This window comes from Bacillus sp. FSL K6-0923 (assembly GCF_038630825.1).
Lineage (GTDB): Bacteria > Bacillota > Bacilli > Bacillales > Bacillaceae > Bacillus > Bacillus pumilus.
Window position 1 is genome coordinate 528,288 of the sequence record NZ_CP152044.1, and the last position, 24,991, is coordinate 553,278.

The 24,991-nt window shown below is 40.4% G+C and carries 28 protein-coding genes and 7 tRNA genes; 28 read left to right on the forward strand and 7 right to left on the reverse strand.

The genetic code is table 11. The features are described 5' to 3' along the window. The first annotated feature begins 4 nt into the window (after positions 1–4). From rsbS to MHI16_RS02580, 8 genes are all read left to right on the forward strand, one after another. On the forward strand, positions 5–373 hold the full coding sequence (gene rsbS, locus MHI16_RS02545; RefSeq protein ID WP_058015395.1) for an RsbT antagonist protein RsbS: 369 nt from the start codon (positions 5–7) through the stop codon (positions 371–373). A 2-nt stretch (positions 374–375) separates the two neighbouring features. Next, a complete protein-coding gene (locus tag MHI16_RS02550) occupies positions 376–777 on the forward strand; it encodes an anti-sigma regulatory factor (RefSeq protein ID WP_003214085.1) in 402 nt (133 codons plus the stop codon). A 10-nt stretch (positions 778–787) separates the two neighbouring features. Then, on the forward strand, positions 788–1,795 hold the full coding sequence (locus MHI16_RS02555) for a PP2C family protein-serine/threonine phosphatase (protein ID WP_058015396.1): 1,008 nt from the start codon (positions 788–790) through the stop codon (positions 1,793–1,795). A gap of 59 nt (positions 1,796–1,854) precedes the next feature. Beyond that, positions 1,855–2,184: an anti-sigma factor antagonist gene (locus tag MHI16_RS02560; RefSeq protein ID WP_017358393.1), complete on the forward strand. Its 330-nt coding sequence runs from the start codon at positions 1,855–1,857 to the stop codon at positions 2,182–2,184. Next, positions 2,181–2,669, forward strand: coding sequence for an anti-sigma B factor RsbW (gene rsbW / locus MHI16_RS02565; RefSeq protein WP_012008999.1), 489 nt, complete (start codon positions 2,181–2,183; stop codon positions 2,667–2,669). The genes MHI16_RS02560 and rsbW overlap by 4 nt, the downstream gene beginning before the upstream one ends. Next, on the forward strand, positions 2,635–3,423 hold the full coding sequence (gene sigB / locus MHI16_RS02570; protein WP_058015397.1) for an RNA polymerase sigma factor SigB: 789 nt from the start codon (positions 2,635–2,637) through the stop codon (positions 3,421–3,423). The genes rsbW and sigB overlap by 35 nt, the downstream gene beginning before the upstream one ends. Then, on the forward strand, positions 3,423–4,022 hold the full coding sequence (locus MHI16_RS02575) for a PP2C family serine/threonine-protein phosphatase (RefSeq protein ID WP_003214034.1): 600 nt from the start codon (positions 3,423–3,425) through the stop codon (positions 4,020–4,022). The genes sigB and MHI16_RS02575 overlap by 1 nt, the downstream gene beginning before the upstream one ends. 76 nt (positions 4,023–4,098) lie before the next feature. Further along, a complete protein-coding gene (locus MHI16_RS02580; protein WP_058015398.1) occupies positions 4,099–6,258 on the forward strand; it encodes a Tex family protein in 2,160 nt (719 codons plus the stop codon). 20 nt (positions 6,259–6,278) lie between these two features. Here MHI16_RS02580 and cmpA read toward each other — a convergent pair whose 3' ends face one another. Continuing rightward, positions 6,279–6,413, reverse strand: coding sequence for a cortex morphogenetic protein CmpA (cmpA, locus tag MHI16_RS02585; protein WP_012009003.1), 135 nt, complete (start codon positions 6,411–6,413; stop codon positions 6,279–6,281). Positions 6,414–6,512: 99 nt separating this feature from the next. Here cmpA and MHI16_RS02590 point away from each other — a divergent pair, with 99 nt between their 5' ends. The 14 genes from MHI16_RS02590 to MHI16_RS02655 all read left to right on the forward strand — a co-directional run bounded on the left by MHI16_RS02590 (position 6,513) and on the right by MHI16_RS02655 (position 14,843). Next, positions 6,513–6,986 (forward strand): SprT family protein, encoded by a 474-nt coding sequence (locus tag MHI16_RS02590; protein WP_058015399.1) that lies wholly within the window; start codon positions 6,513–6,515, stop codon positions 6,984–6,986. 193 nt (positions 6,987–7,179) lie between these two features. Then, positions 7,180–8,157, forward strand: a complete 978-nt coding sequence (locus tag MHI16_RS02595) for a thiamine pyrophosphate-dependent dehydrogenase E1 component subunit alpha (protein WP_058015400.1) — start codon at positions 7,180–7,182, stop codon at positions 8,155–8,157. 20 nt (positions 8,158–8,177) lie between these two features. Continuing rightward, positions 8,178–9,215: an alpha-ketoacid dehydrogenase subunit beta gene (locus tag MHI16_RS02600; protein WP_058015401.1), complete on the forward strand. Its 1,038-nt coding sequence runs from the start codon at positions 8,178–8,180 to the stop codon at positions 9,213–9,215. 17 nt (positions 9,216–9,232) lie between these two features. Further along, on the forward strand, positions 9,233–10,363 hold the full coding sequence (locus MHI16_RS02605) for a dihydrolipoamide acetyltransferase family protein (protein ID WP_058015402.1): 1,131 nt from the start codon (positions 9,233–9,235) through the stop codon (positions 10,361–10,363). An 18-nt stretch (positions 10,364–10,381) separates the two neighbouring features. Further along, positions 10,382–11,761: a dihydrolipoyl dehydrogenase gene (gene lpdA, locus MHI16_RS02610; RefSeq protein WP_268467706.1), complete on the forward strand. Its 1,380-nt coding sequence runs from the start codon at positions 10,382–10,384 to the stop codon at positions 11,759–11,761. Between the two features lie 108 nt (positions 11,762–11,869). After that, complete coding sequence (locus MHI16_RS02615) at positions 11,870–13,717, forward strand: sigma-54-dependent Fis family transcriptional regulator (protein WP_342498054.1); 1,848 nt, start codon at positions 11,870–11,872, stop codon at positions 13,715–13,717. A gap of 209 nt (positions 13,718–13,926) precedes the next feature. After that, a tRNA-Asn gene (locus MHI16_RS02620) sits at positions 13,927–14,001 on the forward strand. A 4-nt stretch (positions 14,002–14,005) separates the two neighbouring features. Next, positions 14,006–14,096 (forward strand) — tRNA-Ser (locus MHI16_RS02625). A gap of 9 nt (positions 14,097–14,105) precedes the next feature. Next, a tRNA-Glu gene (locus MHI16_RS02630) sits at positions 14,106–14,177 on the forward strand. Between the two features lie 21 nt (positions 14,178–14,198). Further along, a tRNA-Gln gene (locus MHI16_RS02635) sits at positions 14,199–14,273 on the forward strand. Positions 14,274–14,303: 30 nt separating this feature from the next. Continuing rightward, positions 14,304–14,379 (forward strand) — tRNA-Lys (locus MHI16_RS02640). 7 nt (positions 14,380–14,386) lie between these two features. Further along, positions 14,387–14,469, forward strand: a tRNA-Leu gene (locus MHI16_RS02645). Positions 14,470–14,517: 48 nt separating this feature from the next. Beyond that, a tRNA-Leu gene (locus MHI16_RS02650) sits at positions 14,518–14,601 on the forward strand. Between the two features lie 74 nt (positions 14,602–14,675). Beyond that, complete coding sequence (locus tag MHI16_RS02655; RefSeq protein ID WP_167550606.1) at positions 14,676–14,843, forward strand: hypothetical protein; 168 nt, start codon at positions 14,676–14,678, stop codon at positions 14,841–14,843. Here MHI16_RS02655 and MHI16_RS02660 read toward each other — a convergent pair. Then, positions 14,826–15,800: an NAD(P)-dependent alcohol dehydrogenase gene (locus MHI16_RS02660; protein WP_061406889.1), complete on the reverse strand. Its 975-nt coding sequence runs from the start codon at positions 15,798–15,800 to the stop codon at positions 14,826–14,828. The two genes, MHI16_RS02655 and MHI16_RS02660, sit on opposite strands and share 18 nt — an antisense overlap. Positions 15,801–15,977: 177 nt before the next feature. Here MHI16_RS02660 and MHI16_RS02665 point away from each other — a divergent pair, with 177 nt between their 5' ends. Further along, a complete protein-coding gene (locus MHI16_RS02665; RefSeq protein ID WP_342498055.1) occupies positions 15,978–16,313 on the forward strand; it encodes a helix-turn-helix domain-containing protein in 336 nt (111 codons plus the stop codon). A gap of 145 nt (positions 16,314–16,458) precedes the next feature. Next, a complete protein-coding gene (locus tag MHI16_RS02670) occupies positions 16,459–17,253 on the forward strand; it encodes an alpha/beta hydrolase (protein ID WP_061406891.1) in 795 nt (264 codons plus the stop codon). Positions 17,254–17,993: 740 nt separating this feature from the next. Here the strand turns inward: MHI16_RS02670 and MHI16_RS02675 are convergent. Next, complete coding sequence (locus tag MHI16_RS02675) at positions 17,994–18,389, reverse strand: DUF2283 domain-containing protein (protein ID WP_061406894.1); 396 nt, start codon at positions 18,387–18,389, stop codon at positions 17,994–17,996. After that, positions 18,386–19,081 (reverse strand): hypothetical protein, encoded by a 696-nt coding sequence (locus MHI16_RS02680; protein WP_061406895.1) that lies wholly within the window; start codon positions 19,079–19,081, stop codon positions 18,386–18,388. The genes MHI16_RS02675 and MHI16_RS02680 overlap by 4 nt, the downstream gene beginning before the upstream one ends. Before the next feature lie 86 nt (positions 19,082–19,167). Here MHI16_RS02680 and MHI16_RS02685 point away from each other — a divergent pair, with 86 nt between their 5' ends. After that, the gene (locus tag MHI16_RS02685) at positions 19,168–20,142 is read left to right on the forward strand and encodes a S8 family serine peptidase (RefSeq protein WP_061406897.1); all 975 of its coding nucleotides are present in this window, start codon (positions 19,168–19,170) and stop codon (positions 20,140–20,142) included. A 278-nt stretch (positions 20,143–20,420) separates the two neighbouring features. After that, positions 20,421–20,624 (forward strand): cold-shock protein, encoded by a 204-nt coding sequence (locus MHI16_RS02690; RefSeq protein ID WP_003214229.1) that lies wholly within the window; start codon positions 20,421–20,423, stop codon positions 20,622–20,624. A 287-nt stretch (positions 20,625–20,911) separates the two neighbouring features. Here the strand turns inward: MHI16_RS02690 and MHI16_RS02695 are convergent, their stop codons facing one another. Beyond that, entirely contained in the window at positions 20,912–21,373 is a 462-nt protein-coding gene (locus MHI16_RS02695; RefSeq protein ID WP_144463340.1) for a CarD family transcriptional regulator, read from the reverse strand. Between the two features lie 249 nt (positions 21,374–21,622). Next, a complete protein-coding gene (locus MHI16_RS02700) occupies positions 21,623–22,672 on the reverse strand; it encodes an NAD(P)-dependent alcohol dehydrogenase (protein WP_058015409.1) in 1,050 nt (349 codons plus the stop codon). Between the two features lie 217 nt (positions 22,673–22,889). On the opposite strand from MHI16_RS02700, the gene MHI16_RS02705 reads away from it, so the two are divergent. Then, entirely contained in the window at positions 22,890–23,291 is a 402-nt protein-coding gene (locus MHI16_RS02705; RefSeq protein WP_058015410.1) for a MerR family transcriptional regulator, read from the forward strand. Positions 23,292–23,334: 43 nt separating this feature from the next. On the opposite strand, the gene MHI16_RS02710 is transcribed toward MHI16_RS02705, so the two are convergent. Beyond that, entirely contained in the window at positions 23,335–24,066 is a 732-nt protein-coding gene (locus tag MHI16_RS02710; RefSeq protein WP_058015411.1) for a glycoside hydrolase family 16 protein, read from the reverse strand. Between the two features lie 306 nt (positions 24,067–24,372). Here MHI16_RS02710 and MHI16_RS02715 point away from each other — a divergent pair, with 306 nt between their 5' ends. Then, on the forward strand, positions 24,373–24,951 hold the full coding sequence (locus MHI16_RS02715; RefSeq protein WP_050945624.1) for a TetR/AcrR family transcriptional regulator: 579 nt from the start codon (positions 24,373–24,375) through the stop codon (positions 24,949–24,951). Positions 24,952–24,991 lie beyond the last annotated feature (40 nt).

A 24,991-nucleotide genomic window follows, 5' to 3' on the forward strand; every position in this document is an offset into this window, starting at 1 on the left:
CCAATTGAGAAATCACCAGAAGATTCCAATCTTAAAATTATATAATTGTCTTCTGATTTCAATACAGTGGGAGCTTGATGATCAAACAGCTCTTCACTTTCAAGAAGACTTACTGAATAAAATTCATGAAACAGGAGCAAACGGTGTTGTCATTGACTTAACATCCGTCGATATGATTGATTCATTTATCGCTAAGGTATTAGGCGATGTGATCACCATGTCCAAGCTCATGGGGGCAAAAGTTGTATTAACAGGAATACAGCCGGCAGTCGCTGTGACGCTCATTGAACTTGGTATATCGCTGGAAGAAATTCAAACAGCACTAGATCTTGAACAAGGGCTTGAGACACTGAAGCGGGAATTGGGGGAATAGATATGAAAGACCAATCCTGTGTGAAAATATTGACGGAATGGGATATAGTCGCAGCAAGACAATTGGGGCGCAATGTTGCAAAAGAACTTGGTTTTGGAACAGTTGACCAAGCAAGAATTACGACGGCCATTTCAGAATTAGCTCGAAACATCTATTTATACGCTGGTAAAGGTCAGATCTGTATAGAAGAAGTGATGGAGCGCGGAAAGCGTGGACTCAAAGTCATCGCAGCCGATGAGGGGCCTGGCATCATGGATATACGTAAAGTGATGGAAGACGGATTTTCTACATCAGGCGGCCTCGGAGCAGGCTTGCCGGGCGTCAGAAGATTGATGGATGAATTTAAATTAGATTCTGCACCAGAACAAGGAACGGAGATACAAGCTGTTAAGTGGCTTCGCTAGGAGGGAAACCATGGATTTTAAGGAGGTAATGGAGCAGCGGTACCATCAGCTGCTCAGTCGTTATATCAGTGATTTAACTGAAACATCGCTTTATCAAGCTCAAAAATTTAGCCGTAAAACCATTGAGCATCAAATACCTCCTGAAGAAATAGTGAGTGTTCACCGAAAAGTGATTCAGGAGCTTTACCCTGATTTGCCGAAAGATGTTTTTCATTCACTAGACTTCTTAATTGAAGTCATGATTGGGTACGGACTTGCCTATCAGGAACATTTAACACTTAGAGGCATCCAGCAAGAAATTAAATCTGAAATTGAAATTGCTGCCAATGTTCAGCAAACCCTTCTGGAAACGAAAATTCCAGAAGGAGATACGTTCGATATTGGGGCGATCAGTGTACCGGCAAAACAGATGAGTGGAGATTATTACCACTTTGTGACTGATCACGATACGATTAATATTGCGATCGCAGATGTCATTGGAAAGGGAATCCCGGCTGCGCTTTGTATGTCGATGATTAAATATGCGATGGATTCCTTGCCAGAGTCAGGGAGCGGCCCAACTAAAGTGCTGAAAACCCTTAATCGTGTTGTCGAGCAAAACGTAGACCCAAGTATGTTTATCACCATGCTTTATGGCAGCTATAATAAAGAAACACATGAATTTAAATATGCATCGGCTGGTCATGAGCCGGGCTTTTTCTATTGCAATAAAGAGAATCAATTTTACGATTTAGATGCAAAAGGGCTTGTGCTTGGAATTGCACCAGATTTTGATTATAAGCAGTATGAGAAGCATTTGGACGTAGGGGATATGGTGATCTTATTCTCTGATGGTGTCACAGAATCCAAATCGGAGGATGGCTTCCTAGAGCGTGAGGATATCAAAGCGCTGATATCAGAGAACCTATCCTATTCAGCTCAGGAAATGGTGGATGCCATCTATGACAGCTTACTCAAGCTGCAAGAATTTCAGCTGCATGATGATTTTACGTTACTTGTCCTCAAAAGGAAGGTTTAGAAAGTGCATAGACGGGTATATAAAATTCAAGGAAACAAGAATTTCGAGGTGAATGCATAATGAATATGTCTGTAAAAGAGCATCAAATAGATCAAAAAACGAAAATTAGTGTCAGTGGAGAAATCGATGTGTACTCTGCTCCTCAGCTAAGAGAAACACTCATGCCTAAAGCCGAGGCGGGAGAGCATCTAGAGATCTGTTTGAAGGATGTTACGTATATGGATAGTACAGGATTAGGTGTATTTGTTGGGTTGTTTAAAGCAGCTCAAAAAGCAGGTGGAACACTAAAGCTTGAGAACTTGTCAGAGCGACTTGTAAGGTTGTTTGAAATTACTGGATTAAAGGACATCATTGACATTTCTGCAAAGTCAGAGGGTGGGGTACAATGAACGAAACAGTAGATCTAATCGAGATGAAAATACCGGCAAAACCAGAATATGTAGGCATCATTCGCCTGACTCTTTCAGGCGTAGCGAGCCGAATGGGCTATGTCTACGAAGAGATTGAAGACTTAAAAATTGCCGTAAGTGAGGCTTGTACAAATGCAGTTCAGCATGCCTATAAAGGAAAAGACGGTGAAGATGGAGAGGTAGCTGTTCGCTTTCTTGTCTACGAAGATCGTCTAGAAATCATTGTCGCAGACAAAGGCGGTAGCTTTGACTTTAAGCAAAAGCAGGAAGACCTTGGACCGTATACAACTGCTCATACGGTGGATCAATTGGCAGAAGGAGGTCTTGGTTTATACTTAATGCAAACATTGATGGATGAAGTCGAGGTGCAAGCAAACTCCGGAGTTACCGTTGCGATGACAAAGTTTTTAAACAGGGAGCGAGTTGACCATGACACAACCATCCAAAACTATGAAACTAACTAAAGATGAAGTGGATCGCCTTATCCAAAGCTATCAATCCAATCAAGATGAGCAGGCGCAGCTCACGCTGGTCGAATGCTATACAAACTTGGTCGATGTGCTGGCAAAAAAATATTCAAAAGGAAAAAGCTTTCATGAGGACCTCAGACAAGTTGGAATGATTGGTTTACTTGGCGCCATTAAGCGGTACGATCCGCTCGTCGGTAAATCATTTGAAGCCTTTGCTATTCCAACCATTATCGGGGAAATCAAACGCTTTTTACGGGATAAAACGTGGAGTGTCCATGTACCAAGGCGAATCAAAGAGCTTGGACCAAGAATCAAGATGGCCGTTGATCATCTAACAACAGAGACGCAAAAGTCACCTAAAGTCCAAGAAATTGCAGAATACCTAGATGTGACAGAGGAAGAAGTACTGGAAACCATGGAGATGGGCAAAAGCTATCAAGCACTGTCTGTCGACCAAGGCGTAGAGGCGGATTCTGAAGGAAGTACAGTCACCATTTTAGACGTTGTCGGCTCACAGGAAGAGGGCTACGAACGTGTCAACCAAAAAATGATGCTTGAGAGTGTGCTTCATGTTCTGACAGATCGAGAAAAAGAGATTATCAATTTGACTTATTTGCAAAATAAGAGTCAAAAAGAAACAGGCGATTTACTCGGGATATCCCAAATGCATGTATCAAGACTGCAACGGAAGGCAGTTAAGAAGCTACGAGATGCATTATCAGAAGATGCGTCTATGGAGCTAGGGTAATGAAGCAGATTGAACAGCATGAGCATGTGAATGCCATTATCTATCAATCGAATAAAGAAGGGAAATCATGCTGCGGGGACAGTTTTTTTATTAAAGCAGATGATGAAGAACTAATTTGTGCTGTGGCAGACGGATTAGGCAGCGGTCAGTTCGCCAATGAATCATCTTCTTTAGTCAGCGAAATTGTCGAAGAATATGGACATGAGGATATGACGACACTCATTGACAGATGCAATCAGGCGATGAAAAATAAACGCGGAGCCACTGTAGCCATATTAAAGGTGAATTTTTCCCAGCAGCAATTTACCTATTGTTCGGTTGGTAATATTCGGTTCATCTTGAATGCCCCTTCTGGCGACTATATTTATCCACTTCCGACATCAGGATACTTATCAGGGAAACCTAGAAAATATAAAACATATACCTATTCCTACGAAAAAGGATCGACATTCATTATGTATTCAGACGGACTGAATGTGCCAAACATGAGAATGTGTTTAAAGCATAGCCATTCAGTTGCAGACATTGCCAAACAGCTTGAAACATACACACAAGACAAGAAGGACGATCTCACCTATGTACTTGGTCAGCTCACGTAAAATAGCTGACCTTTTTTCTGTTTTACCGATTTTTTTGATACACTAAAAGAGAAGACACAGTGAGAGGATGCAAAGTATGAAGACATCTGACTTTTTATTGAAACAAATTGCAACAGAATTAAAGCTTTCAACAAAACAAATTGAAAGTGTCATTAAGCTCTTAGAGGATGGCAACACCGTCCCGTTTATTGCCCGTTACCGGAAAGAGCAGACAGGCTCACTGGATGAGGTGCAAATTCAAACCATTTCAGAGCGCTATACATATATCCAAAATGTCATGAACCGAAAAGAAGAAGTCATCCGGTTAATCGCAGAACAAGACAAACTAACGGATGAATTAAAACAAAAAATTGAACAGGCTCATAAACTGCAAGAGGTCGAAGATTTATACCGGCCATTCAAACAAAAACGTAAAACAAAAGCAAATGTAGCCAAAGCAAAAGGACTCGAGCCGCTGGCGGATTATATACTCACACTGCCAAGCGATGAGATCGAGAAGAAGGCCGCTTCTTTTATCAACGAAGAAAAGGAAGTAACAAGTGTAGAAGAGGCACTTGAAGGCGCACAGCACATCATTGCTGAACAGCTGGCAGATGATCCTGATATGCGGAAATGGATTCGCAGCGAAACGTACCAAAAGGGCAGCCTAATCACATCAGGAAAAGACATCGAAAGCGATGAGAAAAATGTCTATGAAATGTATTACGATTATCAAGAGCCCATCAAAAAGATAGTGCCTCATCGTATATTAGCGGTTAATCGTGGAGAGAAAGAAGGCATCTTAAAGGCAGCCATCGAGCCGCCTGCTGAAAATATTCGTTTCTATCTCGACAAACAAGTCATAAAAGGCAAACAGACGACGGCAAGACCGTTTATCGAAGCGGCAATTGACGATGCGTATAAACGTCTTATCCAGCCTTCCATCGAACGAGAAATACGCAAAGAGCTGACAGAAAAAGCAGAAGAACAAGCGATTCATATTTTTGCTGAAAACTTAAGAAAACTACTGCTTCAGCCGCCAATGAAAGGGAAGCGTGTACTTGGAGTCGATCCTGCATTTCGTACAGGCTGTAAGTTAGCAGTCGTAGATGATACAGGAAAAGTCCATCATATCGGCGTCATTTACCCGCACCCGCCTGTGCAGAAAAAATCGGAAGCGAAACAAAAAGTGAAAGAGATCATTCAATCATCAAACATTGAAGTCATTGCGATTGGAAACGGAACAGCCTCAAGAGAGACTGAACAATTCATTGCAGACCTCATTCAAGAGCTGGATCAGCCGGTCTCCTATTTGATTGTGAATGAAGCAGGAGCAAGTGTATACTCTGCGTCTGCACTGGCGCGAGAAGAGTTTCCAGACCTGCAAGTCGAAGAACGAAGTGCTATATCCATTGCTCGAAGATTACAAGATCCTTTAGCAGAGCTTGTGAAAATTGATCCGAAGTCTGTCGGAGTAGGCCAATACCAGCATGACGTGAGCCAAAAGCAATTAAACAGCTCGTTAACCTTTGTAGTGGAGACGGTCGTCAACCAAGTCGGTGTGAACGTCAATACAGCCTCACAGGCGCTGCTGCAATATGTGTCAGGTCTTTCAAAAGCTGTCGCAGGGAATATCATCAAGCGCCGCGAAGAGATTGGAAGATTTACAAGCAGAAAAGAGCTAAAGGACATTCCAAGACTTGGTGCTAAGACTTATGAGCAGTGTATCGGTTTCCTGCGCATCGCAGATGGACAAGATCCACTTGATCGGACAGGCATTCACCCTGAGAGCTATAAAGAAACAAAACAGTTCTTACGCATGATCAAGATGACGCCAGATGATCTTGGCACAGAGCAGTTAAAGGAGAAAATCGCAGAGGTTCAGCTGGATGAAGCAGCAGAGCAGCTTGATATTGGGATCATTACACTTCAGGACATCATCGATCAGCTGACAAGACCTGAGCGTGATCCTCGCGATGAAGTACCAAAACCTCTTTTGAAAACAGATGTGTTGAAATTGGAGGACTTGAAGCAAGGAATGGAACTGCAAGGAACGGTAAGAAACGTCGTAGACTTCGGCGCATTCGTTGATATTGGTGTCAAGCAGGACGGGCTTGTCCATATTTCCAAGCTCAGCAACCGTTTTGTGAAGCATCCGCTTGACGTTGTATCCGTTGGTGACATTGTGACTGTATGGGTGGACTCCGTTGACCAGACAAAAGGCCGCGTTGCCCTCTCCATGCTGAAACCAGAGTAAAACAAAAAACGAGGCGCACCTCAGGATGGGGTGTGCCTTGATGCGACTGAATGTTTTTTTCTGTAGAAGTACCAGCATTGATTCAGCAACTTGATTTGGTAATGATTTTTTTCGAAAAAAGCCTTCTGCATCTGATTTTTCAGCCAGTTGGGCATCGCCCATTCCTCCTTTGATCGAAACAGTGGGTGTACCTTCAATGTATGCAAAGGGGAAATTGTCCCGTTCGAGGTTTTTATAGAAAGGAACGATCTTGATTGAAGGAGAGCGAGTTACAGCAGTTAACAGAACATATTTCTAAGCAGTTCTTTGGTAAGGCATTCCGCCATCAGGCTGTTTTTAATGACCGTCTCAAAACGACAGGCGGGCGGTATTTACTTGGAACACACAATATCGAGCTAAACCGCCGATACCTAGAGGAACATGGACGAGAAGAATTAATCGGAATCATTAAGCATGAGCTGTGTCATTATCATCTGCATCTTGAGGGAAAAGGCTATCAGCATCGTGACCGCTCCTTTAAAGAGTTATTAAAACAAGTAGGAGCCCCGCGTTTTTGTACACCGCTCAAGACCTTACAAAATAAACGGCGTGTACAGAAGCGGCGAGAATATGTCTGCACAGGATGCGGTCAATATTTTATCAGGAAAAGGCGAGTAGATACCTCTCGTTATGTGTGCGGCGTCTGCAAAGGAAAATTAAAATGGCAGCGTACAATCGGTTCAGAGTGAGAAGCATTCCTTTATGGGATGCTTTTTTTTGTGAGACGAAGTAGACATATTGAGACAAATAGAGACGCAAGTCTCATTTTGTCTCTTTTTTGATCGATGTGAATCGCTCAAAGCCTAAGCTTTTAAGCGCCGTGATGTTGGCACGTTTTTTGCTTGTATAGAAGTGCAAGCAAAAAAGATAGGAGGTTTTATCATGAAAATGGCACTCACAAAAGAAAAAGCTGTTTGGATGTATCAAAAAATGCAGGAAATCCGCCAATTTGAAGATCAAGTACACACGCTTTTTACAAAAGGGATCTTGCCAGGTTTTGTCCATCTTTATGCTGGTGAAGAAGCTGTTGCTGTAGGAGTCTGCGCTCATCTGAATGAACAAGACAGTATTACAAGTACCCACCGCGGCCATGGTCATTGTATCGCTAAGGGCTGTGATCTTAAAGGAATGATGGCAGAAATCTATGGAAAAGCCACAGGTCTTTGTAAAGGAAAAGGCGGATCTATGCACATTGCAGATTTTGATAAAGGAATGCTCGGTGCCAACGGAATTGTGGGAGGCGGCTTTCCACTTGCGTGCGGGGCAGCCCTTACAGCTAAATATAAAAAGACAGATAATGTAAGCGTTTGCTTTTTTGGGGATGGTGCTAACAATCAAGGGACTTTTCACGAAGGAATCAATCTCGCCGCCATCTGGAAACTGCCAGTCATTTTCATCGCAGAAAACAATGGTTACGGGGAAGCGACGCCATTTTCCTATGCTTCAAGCTGCAAATCGATTGTGGATCGAGCTGCCAGTTATGGTATTCCGGGTATTCAAGTAGATGGAAAAGATGTGACAGCCGTTTATCAAGCAGCAGAACAAGCGATAGAACGAGCAAAAAATGGAGAAGGTCCGACATTGATTGAATGCATGACATATCGGAATTATGGTCATTTTGAAGGAGACGCCCAGCGCTACAAAACCAATCAAGAAAAAACCGAACATCAAGAAGAAAAAGATGCCATCACTCTTTTTAAAAAAGAATTATTAAAGCAGCAGCTGCTAACGGATCAAGAGATATCAAGTATTGAAGCGGCTGTAGCAGAAGCGATAGATGAAGCCGTTAGATTTAGTGAAGAAAGTGAATATCCAGATCAATCCGAATTATTGACCGACGTATATGTTTCGTATCAATAAATCAGAAAGGGGAGAGGGAAATGACAAGAGAAATCAGCATGTCTAGTGCTTTGAATGAAGCGATTAAACTGGCAATGAGAAGAGACGAAGATGTCATTTTAATGGGAGAAGATGTTGCAGGAGGCGCTCATGTAGATCACTTACAGGATGATGAAGCATGGGGCGGTGTTCTTGGTGTAACGAAAGGGATCGTTCAAGAATTTGGACGTGAGCGTGTCCTTGACACACCGATTAGTGAAGCCGGTTATGTAGGTGCGGCCATGGCAGCTGCTTCAACAGGATTAAGACCAATTGCGGAGCTCATGTTTAATGATTTTATTGGTACTTGTTTGGACCAAGTGCTGAACCAAGGCGCAAAATTTCGATACATGTTTGGCGGAAAAGCAGAGGTGCCTATCACGATTAGAACGACACATGGGGCGGGTTTTAGAGCAGCTGCCCAGCATTCGCAAAGTTTGTATGCGCTATTTACAAGCATCCCTGGTTTGAAAGTAGTTGTGCCTTCTTCACCATATGATGCCAAAGGACTGCTGCTGGCAGCGATCGAGGATCAGGACCCTGTCATCTTTTTTGAAGACAAGACGCTTTACAATATCACAGGAGATGTGCCGGAGAGGTATTACACATTGCCGCTTGGTAAGGCAGATGTGAAGAGGGAAGGTTCTGATGTAACCATCTTTGCTGTGGGCAAACAAGTGTATACAGCACTCGAAGCGGCAGAGCAATTGTCTGCACAAGGTATTGAAGCGGAAGTAATTGATCCAAGAAGCTTGTCGCCGCTCGATGAAGAGGCCATTCTGACTTCAGTAGAAAAAACTAATCGACTTGTCATTGTCGATGAAGCAAATCCAAGGTGCGGAATTGCCGCAGATATCTCTTCTTTGATTGCAGATAAAGGATTTGATTTACTTGACGCGCCAATCAAAAAAGTGACGGCTCCTCATACTCCTGTACCATTTTCACCACCTCTTGAAGATATATATCTGCCAACACCTGATAAAGTTGTGAACACCGTATTAGAGATGATTGGCAAGAGTCATGACAAGATCTTGAACTAGAGAAAGGAGAGAGGGAGATGGCTGTCGAAGTTGTGATGCCTAAATTGGGCATGTCGATGAAAGAAGGAACGGTATCTGTCTGGAATAAAGAGGTCGGTGAGACCGTAAACAAAGGGGAAAGCATTGCAAGCATCAACTCCGAAAAAATTGAAATGGAGATCGAATCACCTGCTGAAGGAACCATTTTGGATATAAAAGTGCCTGAGGGAGAAGGTGTACCGCCCGGCACGGTCATCTGCTATATCGGTGAAGGAAATGAACAAGTGGAGGAAAAGAAAGATAGAGACATCCAGTCAAACCCAAAGAAAGAGAGAAAGAAAATCTCCCCTGTTGCCCGTAAAATGGCGAATAGCGCAAACCTAAACATTGATACGCTGGTGGGGACAGGACCAGGTGGAAGAATTACGAAAGAGGATGTGCTTCGTGCACTTCCTGAACGAAAAGAGAAGAAACAAAACGAGACAGTGCAACAGCCTATTAACATGATGCGGAAAACAATTGCCTCAAGAATGATGGAAAGCCTGCAAACAAGTGCACAATTAACCATTACGATGAAAGCGGACGTGACAAAACTGAAAAACCTACAACAACAGCTGAATGAAACAGCCATCGCACGTTACGAGACAAAGTTAACCATCACCGATTTTGTAGCCAAAGCAGCGATCCTTTCGTTGCTAGAATATCCTGTGATGAACAGTCAATATCATAACGGAGTTGTCGAAACCTTTGAGAATGTTCATCTTGGGATTGCAGCTGCGTTAGATAACGGATTGGCTGTACCGGTCATTCGGCATGCGGAGCGGTTAACGCTGATAGAGCTGGCGAAGAGCATTAAATTGTATGGCAAAAAAGCACGTGAAGGAAAGCTTCTTCATGACGAAATCAAAGGTTCTACCTTTACCATCACCAATCTTGGAGCGTATGGTGTAGAGCATTTCACACCAATTTTGAATCCGCCGGAAGCGGGGATCCTTGGCGTCGGAGCAATGTATGACACCCCTGTTTATCGAGAGGATGAATTGTGCAAAGGGACCATCCTGCCACTCAGTCTTACGTTCGATCACCGCGTGCTGGACGGGGCACCTGCGTCTGCATTTTTATCAACGGTCAAAGCACATTTAGAAGAACCAATATCCATTCTTTTATAGGAAGAAGGTGAATGTACCATGACACTGGTCATTATAGGAGGCGGACCAGCAGGTTATGTGGCGGCCATAACTGCCGCCCGTTTTGGCAGGAAGGTTGTGTTAATTGATCAAGGTCAGCTGGGAGGTACCTGCCTCAATGAAGGCTGTATTCCGACCAAAGCACTTTTGCAAAGCGCCGATATGTATGAGCATGTGAAATCAGCTGGACATTTTGGCATTGAGCTTCCAGAACATGAGCCTATCATTCAATGGAAGGCCGTTCAAAAACGAAAACAGTCTGTCGTCAATCAGCTCACTGATGGTGTTCGCTACTTGATGAATAAAAACAAAGTCACCGTAGTAAATGGGAAGGCTTCATTTCTATCAGCACATGAGCTATTGATAGAAAGTGAAGGAAAGTCTGAAATCATTCAAGCAAAGCAAATCATTATTGCAACAGGGGCTGCGCCTGCTGCTTTACCGTTTGCACCTTTTGATGGCGAATGGATCATTCACAGTAAGGATGCCATGTCACTTTCTTCGATCCCAGACTCACTTTGTATCATTGGGGGCGGGGTGATCGGCTGTGAGTTTGCGAGCATCTTTAGCAGAATGGGATCAAAGGTTGTCATGATTGAACGGGCTCTGCACATTTTACCCGAAGAAGATCGGGAAATCGCACAATGTCTTCACGAACAGCTCGAAGAAACGGGTGTAAACATTTTGACGTCCGCCGCAGTCAAACAGCTTGATTCCTCTTCAAGAAAAGTAGTGGTGGAGAATAATCAAGGAGAGCGGTGTGACATCCAGTCGGATCTTTGCTTAGTGGCGATTGGCAGAACTCCGCAGCTAGGAGAGTTGAACCTGGATCAGGTTGGTATTGAATTTGATAGAAACGGAATCTATGTCAATGAACATATGCAAACCAATCTCCCGCATATCTATGCGTGCGGTGATGTGACAGGTGGGGTCCAGCTTGCTCATACTGCCTTTCATGAAGGGACGGTTGCGGCTTCCCATGCATCAGGTGAACATATAAAGGTCAATGAGCAAGTCATTCCGAGGTGCATCTACACCTCTCCAGAAATCGCGAGTGTTGGTTTAAATGAAGAGAGTGCTAGAAAACAATATGAGGAGATTCGGATCGGGACATGTGCATTTTCTGCAAATGGAAAAGCATTAATCTTAAATCAACCAGCCGGTCACGTAAAGGTCATTGTAGAACCGCAATATCAAGAAATATTAGGCGTTTCAATCATTGGACCGAATGCAACAGAACTGATTGGACAAGCGGCGGTGATGATGCATGCAGAGTTGACCGCTGATACATTAGAGCAGTTTATTGCGGCACATCCGACACTTTCAGAGGCAATACACGAAGCCGTGCTGCAAACCATTGGACGAGCGGTGCACTGCTGAAAAAGACTCCTTTTCTATCCAATTGACTTCTTGGGTTAGCCAACGATAATTGAAAGCGCTTTTATATTTATCTATAATGAATAAAAAGCCCCCAGAGGAGAGGATGGAATGAATCCGACGCCTTGTTATTTAAATACGTGGAAACGTTTTGTTCGTGAAGGTTTGCTTGATCAGTCTCGTCTGAATAAGAGAGTGGCAGAATCATGGCATAGGTGTAAACAGGCAAATGTGAATCCGTATTTAGATAAAGGACAGTCGTTGTTAGAAAAGGAACGATTCAGTGCCCAAAAAAAGAAATATTCATTATTCCTAAATGCGGCTCTTCCTTACTTAAATAAAATCAATCAGCAATTAAAAGATTCTGATATGCTGGCCTTACTCATCGATGCAGATGGTTATGTGCTAAGTCTGACAGGAAGCGAAAGAACGATGGTGGAAGCAAGAAGAATTAATTTTATGGAGGGTTCACGCTGGACTGAAACAGATGTAGGGACAAATGCGATCGGAACGGCACTCGTCATCGGTGAAGCGGTGACGATCAACGGAACTGAGCATTTTTCTATCGCCTCTCATCATTGGAGTTGTTCTGCTGCACCAATTCGCGATGCGGACGGTACAATCATAGGTGTGATTGACATCTCCTGTATGACGGATAACAAGCACCCTTTTATGCTTGGAATGGCTTCAACGGTTGCTTATGCCATCGAGAGAGAAATTCAAGTCCAGCAAAAAAGGAGAGAGATGGAGCTGATCACTCATTGTCTCCAGCAGGTGGAAGCAGACGAACCGTATGTGGTCTGTAATGAAAAAAAACAAATTGTGTCTGCAAGCAGGTCGATTAGAGATCGATTTTCAGACTGGTATGGAATGGATGTCGATCAGCTTAAGGATCATTCATTTGTTATTCGGGGAAAGCAGATCATTCAATCTGAGCAAGACGGGAAGGTGCTAGGCATATCCCTTTCTCTTGAAGAAGCAGCGAAAAGCAGCATGACCGTTTCTTTTGCTCAATTTCCCGGGGAATCAGGAACAAGTAAGGTGTTTCAACAGACGCTTAGTGAGATGAAGAGAGCGGCACAAACAGATGCTCATGTGTATATTTGGGGAGAAACAGGGACAGGGAAGGAACTCGCCGCTAGAGCCATTCACTCCGCCAGTGAAAGGCATAAAGGGCCGTTCATTGCTGTTAATTGCGGAGCCATTCCTGAAAGCCTGTTAGAAAGTGAGCTGTTTGGCTATGCTGAAGGGTCCTTTACAGGGGCAAAACGTCACGGAGCTAAAGGGAAATTTGAACAAGCCCATAAAGGAACACTCTTTCTAGATGAAATAGGCGAAATCCCATATGCGATGCAAGTAGCGCTTCTTAGGGTGATAGAAGAAAGGGCAGTCGTACCGCTCGGCGGGACACACGAAATTCCTTTGGATATTCGAATCATTACAGCGACTCACCGTAATATGAACGAACTGCTGAAGGAAGGAAAAATACGAGAAGACTTGTATTATCGTCTTCATGTCTATCCGATCAACATCCCGCCGCTTAGAGAAAGAAAAGAAGACATTCATGATTTATATCGTTATTACCAAAAGAAGCATCACTGGAATGCAGTGTTTCCTGAATCATTTTTTCAGAAATTGCAGGCGTATCATTGGCCAGGAAACATACGAGAGCTTTTTAACCTGTTTGAACATCTAAGGGTCCTCTTTCCGAAAGGCGGATGGATTGGTGAATCGCAATATGCTCAAGTATTAGAGACGATTGATCAGAAAAAACAGAAGCTGCATCCAGCAGAGCAACCCGAGACTTCAAAAGAACTCACATTCAGGGAACGCATTCAAAAGCAAACAGTGATAGACGCACTGCATAAAACGAAAGGTCATGTGTCAGAAGCAGCGAGGTTAGCAGGAGTGCCAAGAAGTACTTTTTATAAGTGGATGCGAAAGTTTCATCTGTCTTAATCTCATGAGGATGGCTGCATCAAGGCCCTTGGTCTACGTGAAGGTCGGGGGCTTTCTGCCAAGTTAAACAAATGGCATGGAAAAAGGCTTGACTGTTATATTAGTATATGTTAAATTATAAAAGCCGTCGCAAATGAAGCAGGAATGAAACGCTTAAAAATTCTTGACACATTTTTCTGGCATATATATAATGAAACATGTCTTATTATTCCGCAGTAGCTCAGTGGTAGAGCTATCGGCTGTTAACCGATCGGTCGTAGGTTCGAGTCCTACCTGCGGAGCCATAATGGAGAAGTACTCAAGTGGCTGAAGAGGCGCCCCTGCTAAGGGTGTAGGTCGCGCAAGCGGCGCGAGGGTTCAAATCCCTCCTTCTCCGCCATTATTTTATGGCCCGTTGGTCAAGCGGTTAAGACACCGCCCTTTCACGGCGGTAACACGGGTTCGAATCCCGTACGGGTCATGTTTTGTTTTTTTCATTCGTTGGGCTATAGCCAAGCGGTAAGGCAACGGACTTTGACTCCGTCATGCGTTGGTTCGAATCCAGCTAGCCCAGCCATTTTTTTATATGTTTTTCTGCATAGCAGATGAGCCATTAGCTCAGTTGGTAGAGCATCTGACTTTTAATCAGAGGGTCGAAGGTTCGAGTCCTTCATGGCTCACCATTGTCACGCGGGTGTGGCGGAATTGGCAGACGCGCTAGACTTAGGATCTAGTGTCTTTATGACGTGGGGGTTCAAGTCCCTTCACCCGCATTGTTTTTTCAAACAGTGCACTTATGAATATATGAGCACATCATACACGCGGTCGTGGCGGAATGGCAGACGCGCTAGGTTGAGGGCCTAGTGGGTGAATAACCCGTGGAGGTTCAAGTCCTCTCGGCCGCATCTAAGAAACCAAAGGTTATAGACCTTTGGTTTTTTTGTTTTATTCTCAATGTTCTTATTTTGGAGAGAAAAATTTGTATAATATTATATTTCTCGATAGTGATATTGAAGACTTTGCATTAGAAGCAGCTGAATACTTTAGAAGAGCTGGAAGATTTGAAATGGCTACCAAGCATGCACTATTTGCAACAGAAAAATTAAATAATTTCATGTCAATTGATGGTTTATTTTTTATCAAGTAAATTTATGATACGTTTTCCTCGTCCACCTCCAGTTTCTAAGGAATGATGGGCTTTGGCAACATCAGATAAACGATAAATGCTATCAACAACTGGTCTGACCTTGTTGGAATCTACATAAGATGCTAATTCTTTTAAAATTTCATTTTTGGGGTTTGCGCTGAATGTGCGAACTCTACGAGAACCGAAAAAAGTTGAAGCTAATATATATATGAAGGACGAAAAACTAGGAAATCCAATAGTAACCATTCTACCGTTCTTTGCAAGCAGGCGCCTATAATGTTTAAGGTCAGTTCCCACTGTGTCCATGACTACATCAAACTTTTTAAGATCAGTAGGAGATGTTTTTTTATAATCAAATACTTCGTCTGCACCTAGCTCTTGAAGAAAAGTAAGATGTTTTTCGTTTGCAAGAGCAGTTACATGAGCACCTAACATTTTTCCAATTTGAATCGCAATGCTTCCGACTCCACCACTTGCACCACGTACAAGTAACTTTTCGCCTTTTCTAAGGTTAGCTTTATATTTTAAGGCAATAATTGCAGTAGCACCTACGCCAGGTAATGCCGCGGCTTGTATGAGATCAATCTTTATAGGAGTTTTAGATATTTTCTCAGGTGATATAGCTACATATTCAGCAGCACTACCAATTTGGTTCCTTAAATTAATAGGGAGAACCCCCCACACATTATCACCTAATTGATAACTTTTTACGTTCGACCCTACTTCAACAACCTCTCCAGAAAAATCTGCTCCTGTCCCTTTAGGGAATTGATTACCCGTTAATAGTTTTAACTTACCTGATCGAAACAGTGTATCCATAGAGTTTACACTCGACCCGTGTACACGAATGAGTACTTCTCCAGATTCTATAACTGGTCTTGATATAAAATCTTCAAAAAGAACATTCGGTGATCCATAATTAGTGTATTGTGCAGCGCGCATCTTTTCATTTTTCATTTACTCACTCCATCTCCTTGAAAAAGTAATAACTTGAAGGGTTTTATAATCAATTTGGCTCTCTATTACATGGATGACACGGTTTACATATTTGATTATAATAAATGGAATTGATTTAACAAGTACGCAATATAAACTGCTTAAGGAAGGAAAAACTGACTAAGGGGTGGATAAAATATGACTGAAAGTGAGCTTAATAAAGCGATAGCTCCAGCGAGTTATGCATTAAATATATTAGCGGGAAAATGGAATTTAAAAATCTTAGCTGTACTATGTAGTTACAAGGAGATTCGATATAATGAGTTAAAGCGTAAAGTGTATGGAATTACAGGAACAATGCTCAATCAATCATTAAAGGACCTGATTGAAAACGGAATTGTTCAACGAGTTCAGTATAATGAAGTTCCATCAAGAGTAGAATATTCATTGACTGGGACAGGACTAGAGCTGATCCCTATATTTGAACAACTTCTTTTATGGGGCGAAAACCAATTAGAAAAATCAAAGTCATAATAAAATCCATTTACGTGAGAAGTTCGTTGGGGAATCATAGCATAGCTTCCTAACAAAGATTTTATTCACTTTAAGCTATGATGAAGAAAAACAACAAAAAATCTTGAGATTACTAGGGAAGCGCTAGAAAAGGGGATGCAAATACATGTCAATTTATCATAAAGTCATTGGAGAAGGATTTCCGATTGTTATATTGCATGGTTGGACACTTGACCATCAAGTGATGTTACATGCATTGGAACCGGTATTTGAAAAACAAAGCGGTTGGAAAAGAATATACATAGACTTACCGGGGATGGGACGTTCCGAACCGCATCCGTCTATTCAGAATTCTGATGATATGTTAGAAGCGGTATTGCGTCTTTTGGACGAGATTATTCCTGATGAACAGTTTATTGTTTGTGGTTATTCGTATGGAGGGTACATAGCTAGAGGTATTGTTCATTCACGCCGGGAAACCGTTCGTGGATTACTGCTTGTGGCCCCAATGACTATACCTGTATTCGATAAAAGAGTCTTGCCAGAGAAGGCCGTTCTAAAAAGTGACAGCAGCTTGATATCACAACTTTCTCCAGAGGAGACGGATGAATTTTGCTCCATGGCAGTTGTGCAAGGAAAAACGGAATGGGAAAGATTTCGAGATGAAATTTACCTTCCTTCTAAACAAACAAATCATGAATTCATCAATAACATTCTTCAAAATGGGTATGGCTATACCTTCGACATTTCAGCTGAATTTCAGTATCCCACACTCATTATCACAGGGCGTCAAGACGATGTAGTCGGATATCAAGATGCGTGGCGGCTGATTGAAGACTATCCAAGGGCAACTTTTGCAGTGCTTGATATGGCTGGCCACAACCTGCAAATTGAACAACCTGATGTATTTAACTCATTAGTCCATAACTGGTTAAACAGACTTGAGTCGGAAAATATGTAGTTGTACACCTTTGTATAAATAGAAGTTTTCTTGATTCGGGTTCGTGCTGTATTAATGATTTTTATAGTTTCTAAACAAGAAAGTCCACTCATCTTAAGGGGACTTACCGCATAAAGTGAGACAAATAAAAAACACCTTTAAGTTGAAAATGGGGTATAGTATACCTGAAAACAATTTGTAAGTGTTTTGTATGGGAAAAAGAGTTAGTTATCCGATTAACATAAAAGAAGAGGCCGTCCAAATATCGGGGATCCACCTTGGCCTTTGATCATAAAGCTGTTCCAGTTGGATCGGTGATGCTGTTTTCTTTCGATATGTTCGACTTCGTTTTTCAAAAATAAATCTTCTGGTAGTGAGAAAAAATTTTATTTTTGAAGTTTTGTTATGAAAAAAGAGAACTGTGGTATTTGGAGGAATTATCCTCAATCTAACATAATAATGACCATTTAAAATCACTTTGCAGGTGTTAAAGAAAATTTTTCGTTCTGGAGGAGACGGGAAAGTTTTTAAAGACTATAGATGAAAATTTAGCAATGTTCTTATGAATATGACCTTCATATCTAAAATTGATTAATGACTCAACCAAAAGATATAGAATTTTTAGTGATTGAATAATCCGTCGAAGAAAACATTTAATTCTTTCTACTGTATTTTTATTTCAAATAAAAAAATACAGTTCAAAAACACTCACTGATTAGGTGAGTGTTTTAAATATAAATACATCAAGGCTAATAGCTTGTTTAATTCAAAAGCTCTATTTTATATTTTTCATTATCTAAAATTTTATAACCAATAAAGTTAGTGTAATCTTCATTCTCAAAAAGGAATTCAATTCCTAAAAATATGGATGAGCTTTTTACAGGTTTATCAACTAATAAAAAATAATAGGAACCATCTATTTGTTTATACATTTGAGAAATTTCACTATTTTTAATATAAATAGCTTCTTCTCCAAAAATTTCTAAACCAACTATCTTATTTTCTTTATCAATATCTAAAGCTATTAACTCATTAGCTTCTAACTCTTCTGTTTCCTTAATTTTATATTTATATTTTTTATTAAATACATATATATATCCAAAGTTAGCTGCTTTATCAAAAGTTATCCTATTCTTCATTATCTTCATTATCTTCATTTTTTCCACCTCTTTTTAACTCCACTTTTATATGTTGTAGTCAAAGTATTGCCCTGTTTAGCTACAGCTACACCCTTATAATGATATACTGTAGATTTATACTTTGGATCATAATACTTTTTACCGTATTTCACCGCATCAAAGACTTGTTTAGGAGTAATTTGACGTTGAATCATTCTTAAACCTACATGCCAACTGACAGTTAAAACCCTAATGCCTGCTTTTCTTAATAAGAATACTGTTGCTGAAATAGCACCTCTAATAAGAATAGGAGCTATTAAAGCATCAACTTCACTTTCTATTGCTAGTTCTTCTTTAATTTGTTCTTCTTGGTCAATTAATAGTTGCACATCAATATCTGGATTAATGTTATCAATATAAGAGAGTGTCTCATCATCTAATTTAAAAGCACTTTCTTCTAAATTGGAAAACTTTTCTTGATACTGTTCCTTTTCTTTATCTGACATATTATGATCAATATCTTTTGCATCATTTATAATATTTTGATCATTAATCAAAAGAGAAATATCCTGTTTGAGTAATTTTTCGTCAGTGAAACTAGTGTTATTTTGCGGTTCGGTAGTTTCTTCATACTCTGATTCTTGTGCGGTTACAGTTGTAATGGTCGGCCCTATAATAGTAAATAACATAATTAAGGCGATAGTACAACTAATTTCTTTTAAATTCTTCAAAAAATTCCCTCCTGTTAAATAAAATCATGTATATTATAATATGATAATAAAGTAATATCAACAATAATATGGAGGTAAAGGTAATAATGAACAAAAAGTGTTTTTGTACTATTTTAGTCACATTTATTTTTTTTGCGAATATGCCTATAGTTTCAGCAGATGATCCTCAGCATAGAATTAAAGCAATCGCTGATAAATACGGATTAACTGGAAAAGGAGTCTCAATAGCTATTTTAGATACTGGTTATAGTGGAAGTAATATTAATATTATAAAGAAGTACAATGTAGTTTATGAGGGAGATGATATAGAAGATAAGAACGGTCATGGCTCATTAACAGCGAATATCATTGGATCTAAAGATTTTGGTATCGCACCTGAAGCTGAATTATATATTATTAAAGTTATGGAAAAAAATATTTCTGGTAAATATGATGCTGTTATTAAAGGCATTGAGAAAGCGATTCGATATGATGTAGATATTATATTAATGAGCTTAGGAGGTACAAAGTATTCTGGAAAAATGGAAAGTATTATTAAAAAAGCACTAGAAAAGGATATTCTCTTAATATCTGCGGTGGGAAATGATGGTCTATCCCAAAAAGATACAATTAGATATCCTGCAAAATTAGATGGGGTAATAGGAGTTGGAGCTGTTAATCAAAGTGGGCGTAGGTGGTTTCAATCTAGTAAGGGAAGAGGTATTGATATTATGGCTCCAGGTGAAAATTTAAAAAGTGTTGATCAAAATAAGAATGAAACGAGAATAAGTGGAACTTCTATAGCAGCTGCTTATTTAGCGGGTTTTTTATCACTGATGTTGCAAGAGAAAAAAAATATAACTAATGAACAAATTGTTAATATGTTATCTAATTATAGTAAAAAAGAAGAAGACGTTATATCATATGGAAAGGGTGTTCTTAATGAAAAGGAAACTTTAAAACACTTAAGGAGAGCTAATATATACTCCATTGTATTAAAAACTGGAATTATTCTATTTGTTTTATTGATTTTGTACTTTTTGATATATAAGTTTAAAGGGAAGAGACGTTTCTCATATTAAGAGAATATATTATTTGTCAGTGTAAGATTAAACTTTAATCCTGATAAATCAGATTGGTGATAATTCTTTTCTTCTTAACTAAATTTATGATGGAGAGAAGAAGCAAATCATGCTCTTTTAAATCCTAAATTGCAATTATTTCCGCTTCGTGTTACAATAAGAATAATTATTTTTGTTCGGCGTAAAGGATAGCATGAAGAAAGACTTTTCGTCTTGAGGATACTTTGGGCAAGGATAGTATAATACATTGTGTGATAACGCACTAGGAGGCAACAAACATGGAACAAGGTACAGTAAAATGGTTTAACGCAGAAAAAGGTTTTGGATTTATCGAACGTGAAGAAGGAGACGATGTATTCGTACATTTCTCAGCTATCCAAGGTGACGGATTCAAATCTTTAGACGAAGGTCAAAAAGTAACTTTTGACGTAGAGCAAGGTTCTCGTGGAGCTCAAGCTGCTAACGTTCAAAAAACTGCTTAATCTTCATTTTTTTAAAACAGGTTCTCTGTAGAGAGCCTGTTTTTTTGTGCTTTCATTTATTTCTTCAATAAAAAACCCTACTCAGCGTACAAGTAGGGAGATGTTACAAGGTAATCGTAAAAAAATTCATGCTTCAAAGGTTTATCAACAGTATAGCATATTGGATTTACAATATGCGGAATTTATCTAAATAAATTCTTTTTTCTTTCATTAATTGAAGGGTGGGTCGTTTCGTAGAGAACATGAATTCAAAAATGGTGAGGGATGCCCAAAAGACGGCAGAGTTCTTAACAGAAACTTTTGATTTGCTTTTCTGTAATCCCTTTGATGACTTCTAATTCACTTAGCAAAAATTCATGGGCATCATCTAGCATTTTCTTTTCACTTGCATTTAGTGCTTTCTCTTTCTTCATCCGCATTAGGTCACGTACAACTTCAGCACCGTCTTGGATGTTACCTGTTTTTATTTTGTTTGTATTAATTGTATGACGTTCTTTCCATGTCAGTATTTGATCTGATTTGCCATGCTGGAAAATGTGCATCACATTGTTTAATGCCAGTATATCTGTAACAGGTCTAATACGTGAACCAGACATTTTTCGTGTTGGAATCATCACTTTCATATGACTGATTGACATTTTAATCACATAATACTGTTGTTTTTCATCAGAAAATTCTTTTTCTTCTATGGCTTCAATTATACCTGCTCCGTGCATTGGATAAACAATGTTATCACCAATTTGAAACATATCATCCGCCTCCATATCATGTATCTACTTTAAGGGTACCACACTTCGACGTAAAATAATCAAATTTTTAATAATAACATGTTTATTTATTTTTTGTCAATAAATTTAGTTCTAAAAAAGAGAGATTTTTTCATAAAAAATTCGGATGATTTTTCAACATATCCTCAAGAATCCTCAATACAAGAAAAACAGAATATCCACCATTAAAAAAGACCAGCCATTGCGCTGGTCTTTCCAAATAGAATTCGATCATAATGTCGAAATATCAATCACAAACCGATAACGCACATCACTTTTCAGCACACGTTCATACGCTTCATCCACTTGACTTGCGTTAATCACTTCAATTTGTGGTGCGATATTGTGAGCAGCTGCGAAATCGAGCATTTCTTGTGTTTCTTGGATGCCGCCAACGAGTGAACCAGCAATGCTGCGGCGCCCGGTGATTAATGAAAAGACATGGAACTGATCTGGCTCAGGTGGTGCACCGACATTCACCAAGGTTCCGTCCACGCGAAGTAAGGACAAATAGGCGTCTACATTGATATTAGCAGAGACCGTATTGAGAATGAGGTCATATTGGCCGGCTAATGTTTTAAAGGTATCGGGATCACTTGTAGCAAAATAGTCTTTTGCACCAAATGACAGTGCTTCTTCTTTTTTATTCATAGAGCGGCTCAATACTGTGACTTCAGCGCCAAGTGCACGTGCGAATTGAATGGCCACATGACCGAGCCCACCCATCCCGACGATGGCCACTTTTTTACCTGGGCCTGCCTTCCAGTGCTTTAACGGAGAATAAGTTGTGATGCCAGCGCAGAGAAGAGGACTTGCGGCATCAAGGGATAATTGATCTGGAATGCTGACGACAAAGCGTTCTGTCACGACAATTTTCTGACTATAGCCGCCGTAAGTCGGTTCCCCGTCATAATCGAGGTTATTATAGGTTTGGACGACTCCTTTCGTGCAATATTGCTCGTCTCCGTTTTGGCAATATTCACAGATGCCGCAGGAATCCACAAAGCAGCCAACGCCTACACGGTCTCCAATCTGAAATTTCGTCACAGCATCACCGACAGCCGCAACAACTCCAGTAATCTCATGACCCGGAACCATTGGGAAAATACCGCCGCCCCATTCATCAAAGGCGCTGTGGATATCTGAATGACAGATCCCGCTAAATTGAATATCAATTAAAATATCATGTGGACGAAGCGCTCTTCGTTCAATGGTTGTCCGTTCAAAATTCGCTTTTGCATGTGAAACACTTAAAACGTTTGATTGGTGCGTCTGACACATTCTGGATCATCCTTTCAAAAGTAAGATTCTGTTCTACTTCTATACTGTACGTCTTAAAGTGAACTCTAAGTCAATAGAGAACCCTCTTCAGGCTTTTCAACATCCTTAAATAAAGAATTGAGCCAAATGCATCTTGCGTTCTCTATCAAATTGGAGATGATAAAAAGAAGGAATTTCATTTTTCATAAGGTGAGAGAAGAAGAGAAGGGTGAAAACAATGAAAATAGCACAAGCCGCCAAGCAGCTCGATTTATCTACTGCTACGCTCAGATACTACGAGAATATTGGATTAATTCGACCGATCCGTCGTGATGAAAACGGTGTTCGTGATTATGCAGAAGAAGATATTCAGTGGATTGAATTTATCAAATGTATGAGAAATGCGGGTCTTTCAATTGATGCACTTCGAGAATATACGGCTTTATTTATCGAGGGCGAGGATCATACCCTGTCCTCGCGGAAAAGTATTTTGGTCAATGAGAGAGAAAGACTTGTAGAAAAGCAAAAGGAAATCGAAGAGACGATTAAGCGGTTAGATTACAAGATAGAAAGTTATGAAGATATTATCCACAGTTATGAACAAAAGCTCGTTCATCAACTAAAAACCAATTCCATGTGAATGAAGAAAAACCTGTGACAAGTCACAGGTTTTTGTAATGTGGTTATCTTTTTGTGTAACGCACCCAGTCATAATGCGCGTGTAGTGGTGTAACACCGTTATAGGAGCCGAGCCATTCATCGACACCTGCACCATTCCACAGGTTCATCATAATCTTTCCTGGGGTTTGAGGGATTTGAGTAGTGGCAGTATGTTTTAATTGTCCGTCTACATACCATTTAATCGAGTTTGGCTGCCAGTCAAATGCATACGTGTGATAAGAGTTTGCTGCATCAAAACCAAGGTTGACGATCTTTTCATGATTTCCTACACCATTGGTATAGTAGTTAAACTGAACCTTTGTCGTATCTTTTCCTAGAAATTCGATGTCAATTTCATCCCAAGGCGTACCATCAGTCGGCCCTGTATAAGTAAAGAACGAAGACACGATCCCAACATTTTTGGCTGGTTTCATACTGACTTCATAAAGCCCGTAGCCATATGTTTGAGTGGAACGATTTTCTCCGCAGTCAAACTTATTATAGGAAGGACTTGTGAGCGATAACCGCATTTCCCCTAACGACGTCATGGAGACATTGTTTGCACGCCACGTACAGTTAAACATGTTTCCATTCGAGTACCCATCTGCTTTTTGCCATAATCCCGTATTATAGTTGTTAAACGGCTCATAAAACGATCCGCCTGTTTGGGCCGAGGCACCCGCAGTAAATGTGGACAAACTCAAGACGATTCCAGTGACAAGCAGCATCAACATTCGTTTCACACGGTAAGACATGTAGGCATTCCCCTCTCTTGTTTTGAAAGCGTTTTCTTAATTGATCATACATGATTCTCTCGAAATGGAAAATCGGTCTAATATATGATATTAAAGAGGATATTTTACTAGACTCTTCTATTTTTTTCATAGGAAATTACGAAAGAAAATGATCTTTTTCAGGCTATTTACTAAAGAATGATTGACAAAGCGGACAGTTGTCCGTAAGATAATACCGGTACAATTGTCCTAATGAAAACCAAAAAGTTTTGATTGAACACATAGAGAGAAGTGCAATATGGATGAAGGTAAAGAAGGTGAAGCATCATGGAAAAGGATATTGGGAAGGAAATTGAAGAGGTCGCTTTTACTCTGTTTCAGGAATTTGGTGTGGAAAATGTCAGCATGCATAAAATTGCTAAAACAGCTGGTGTTGGGCAGGGTACTCTTTACCGCCGTTATGCCAATAAAAGTGATTTGTGCCTTTCGATCCTTGGAGAAAGATTTGAACAGCTGATCCCTGCTTTGCATCTTTACTTGAGCAAAATCAGTGACCAGCCGGTTCGTGAACGTTTGCGTTATGTGCTCGAAGAAATTCATCTCATCGTCGGTCATCATTTAGACTGGATTCGGATGCTTACGATATCTGGGAATTTAGAGCAGACAAGCAAAGTGTATGACTGTCATTACAGTCAATCGCTAAGGCAAATGATTCGTGATTTGCTGGAAGAAGCAGATGAAAAAGGGGAAGCGAACATACAGGATATTGAGCTGACGACACTTTGTATGTCCTCTCCGATGACACCTGAACTGATGTTTTATATTCATGAATCTGGTTATTCAATCGAAAAAATCGCTCAATTCGCTGCAGAAAAACAGATTTTGTCTGTTTTCAATAGACATTGAAGTGGCTCATTTCTGACCGTCCTCACTTCCTATGCTTGAT

Bases quoted from the DNA above. Each gene is read 5' to 3' on its own strand.
- MHI16_RS02550 (WP_003214085.1), top strand. From the start codon at position 376: ATGAAAGACCAATCCTGTGTGAAAATATTGACGGAATGGGATATAGTC.
- MHI16_RS02555 (WP_058015396.1), top strand. From the start codon at position 788: ATGGATTTTAAGGAGGTAATGGAGCAGCGGTACCATCAGCTGCTCAGT.
- MHI16_RS02560 (WP_017358393.1), top strand. From the start codon at position 1,855: ATGAATATGTCTGTAAAAGAGCATCAAATAGATCAAAAAACGAAAATT.
- rsbW (WP_012008999.1), top strand. From the start codon at position 2,181: ATGAACGAAACAGTAGATCTAATCGAGATGAAAATACCGGCAAAACCA.
- sigB (WP_058015397.1), top strand. From the start codon at position 2,635: ATGACACAACCATCCAAAACTATGAAACTAACTAAAGATGAAGTGGAT.
- MHI16_RS02575 (WP_003214034.1), top strand. From the start codon at position 3,423: ATGAAGCAGATTGAACAGCATGAGCATGTGAATGCCATTATCTATCAA.
- MHI16_RS02580 (WP_058015398.1), top strand. From the start codon at position 4,099: ATGAAGACATCTGACTTTTTATTGAAACAAATTGCAACAGAATTAAAG.
- cmpA (WP_012009003.1), bottom strand. From the start codon at position 6,413: ATGCCCAACTGGCTGAAAAATCAGATGCAGAAGGCTTTTTTCGAAAAA.
- MHI16_RS02595 (WP_058015400.1), top strand. From the start codon at position 7,180: ATGAAAATGGCACTCACAAAAGAAAAAGCTGTTTGGATGTATCAAAAA.
- MHI16_RS02600 (WP_058015401.1), top strand. From the start codon at position 8,178: ATGACAAGAGAAATCAGCATGTCTAGTGCTTTGAATGAAGCGATTAAA.
- MHI16_RS02605 (WP_058015402.1), top strand. From the start codon at position 9,233: ATGGCTGTCGAAGTTGTGATGCCTAAATTGGGCATGTCGATGAAAGAA.
- lpdA (WP_268467706.1), top strand. From the start codon at position 10,382: ATGACACTGGTCATTATAGGAGGCGGACCAGCAGGTTATGTGGCGGCC.
- MHI16_RS02615 (WP_342498054.1), top strand. From the start codon at position 11,870: ATGAATCCGACGCCTTGTTATTTAAATACGTGGAAACGTTTTGTTCGT.
- MHI16_RS02660 (WP_061406889.1), bottom strand. From the start codon at position 15,800: ATGAAAAATGAAAAGATGCGCGCTGCACAATACACTAATTATGGATCA.
- MHI16_RS02665 (WP_342498055.1), top strand. From the start codon at position 15,978: ATGACTGAAAGTGAGCTTAATAAAGCGATAGCTCCAGCGAGTTATGCA.
- MHI16_RS02670 (WP_061406891.1), top strand. From the start codon at position 16,459: ATGTCAATTTATCATAAAGTCATTGGAGAAGGATTTCCGATTGTTATA.
- MHI16_RS02675 (WP_061406894.1), bottom strand. From the start codon at position 18,389: ATGAAGATAATGAAGATAATGAAGAATAGGATAACTTTTGATAAAGCA.
- MHI16_RS02685 (WP_061406897.1), top strand. From the start codon at position 19,168: ATGAACAAAAAGTGTTTTTGTACTATTTTAGTCACATTTATTTTTTTT.
- MHI16_RS02690 (WP_003214229.1), top strand. From the start codon at position 20,421: ATGGAACAAGGTACAGTAAAATGGTTTAACGCAGAAAAAGGTTTTGGA.
- MHI16_RS02695 (WP_144463340.1), bottom strand. From the start codon at position 21,373: ATGTTTCAAATTGGTGATAACATTGTTTATCCAATGCACGGAGCAGGT.
- MHI16_RS02700 (WP_058015409.1), bottom strand. From the start codon at position 22,672: ATGTGTCAGACGCACCAATCAAACGTTTTAAGTGTTTCACATGCAAAA.
- MHI16_RS02705 (WP_058015410.1), top strand. From the start codon at position 22,890: ATGAAAATAGCACAAGCCGCCAAGCAGCTCGATTTATCTACTGCTACG.
- MHI16_RS02710 (WP_058015411.1), bottom strand. From the start codon at position 24,066: ATGTCTTACCGTGTGAAACGAATGTTGATGCTGCTTGTCACTGGAATC.
- MHI16_RS02715 (WP_050945624.1), top strand. From the start codon at position 24,373: ATGGAAAAGGATATTGGGAAGGAAATTGAAGAGGTCGCTTTTACTCTG.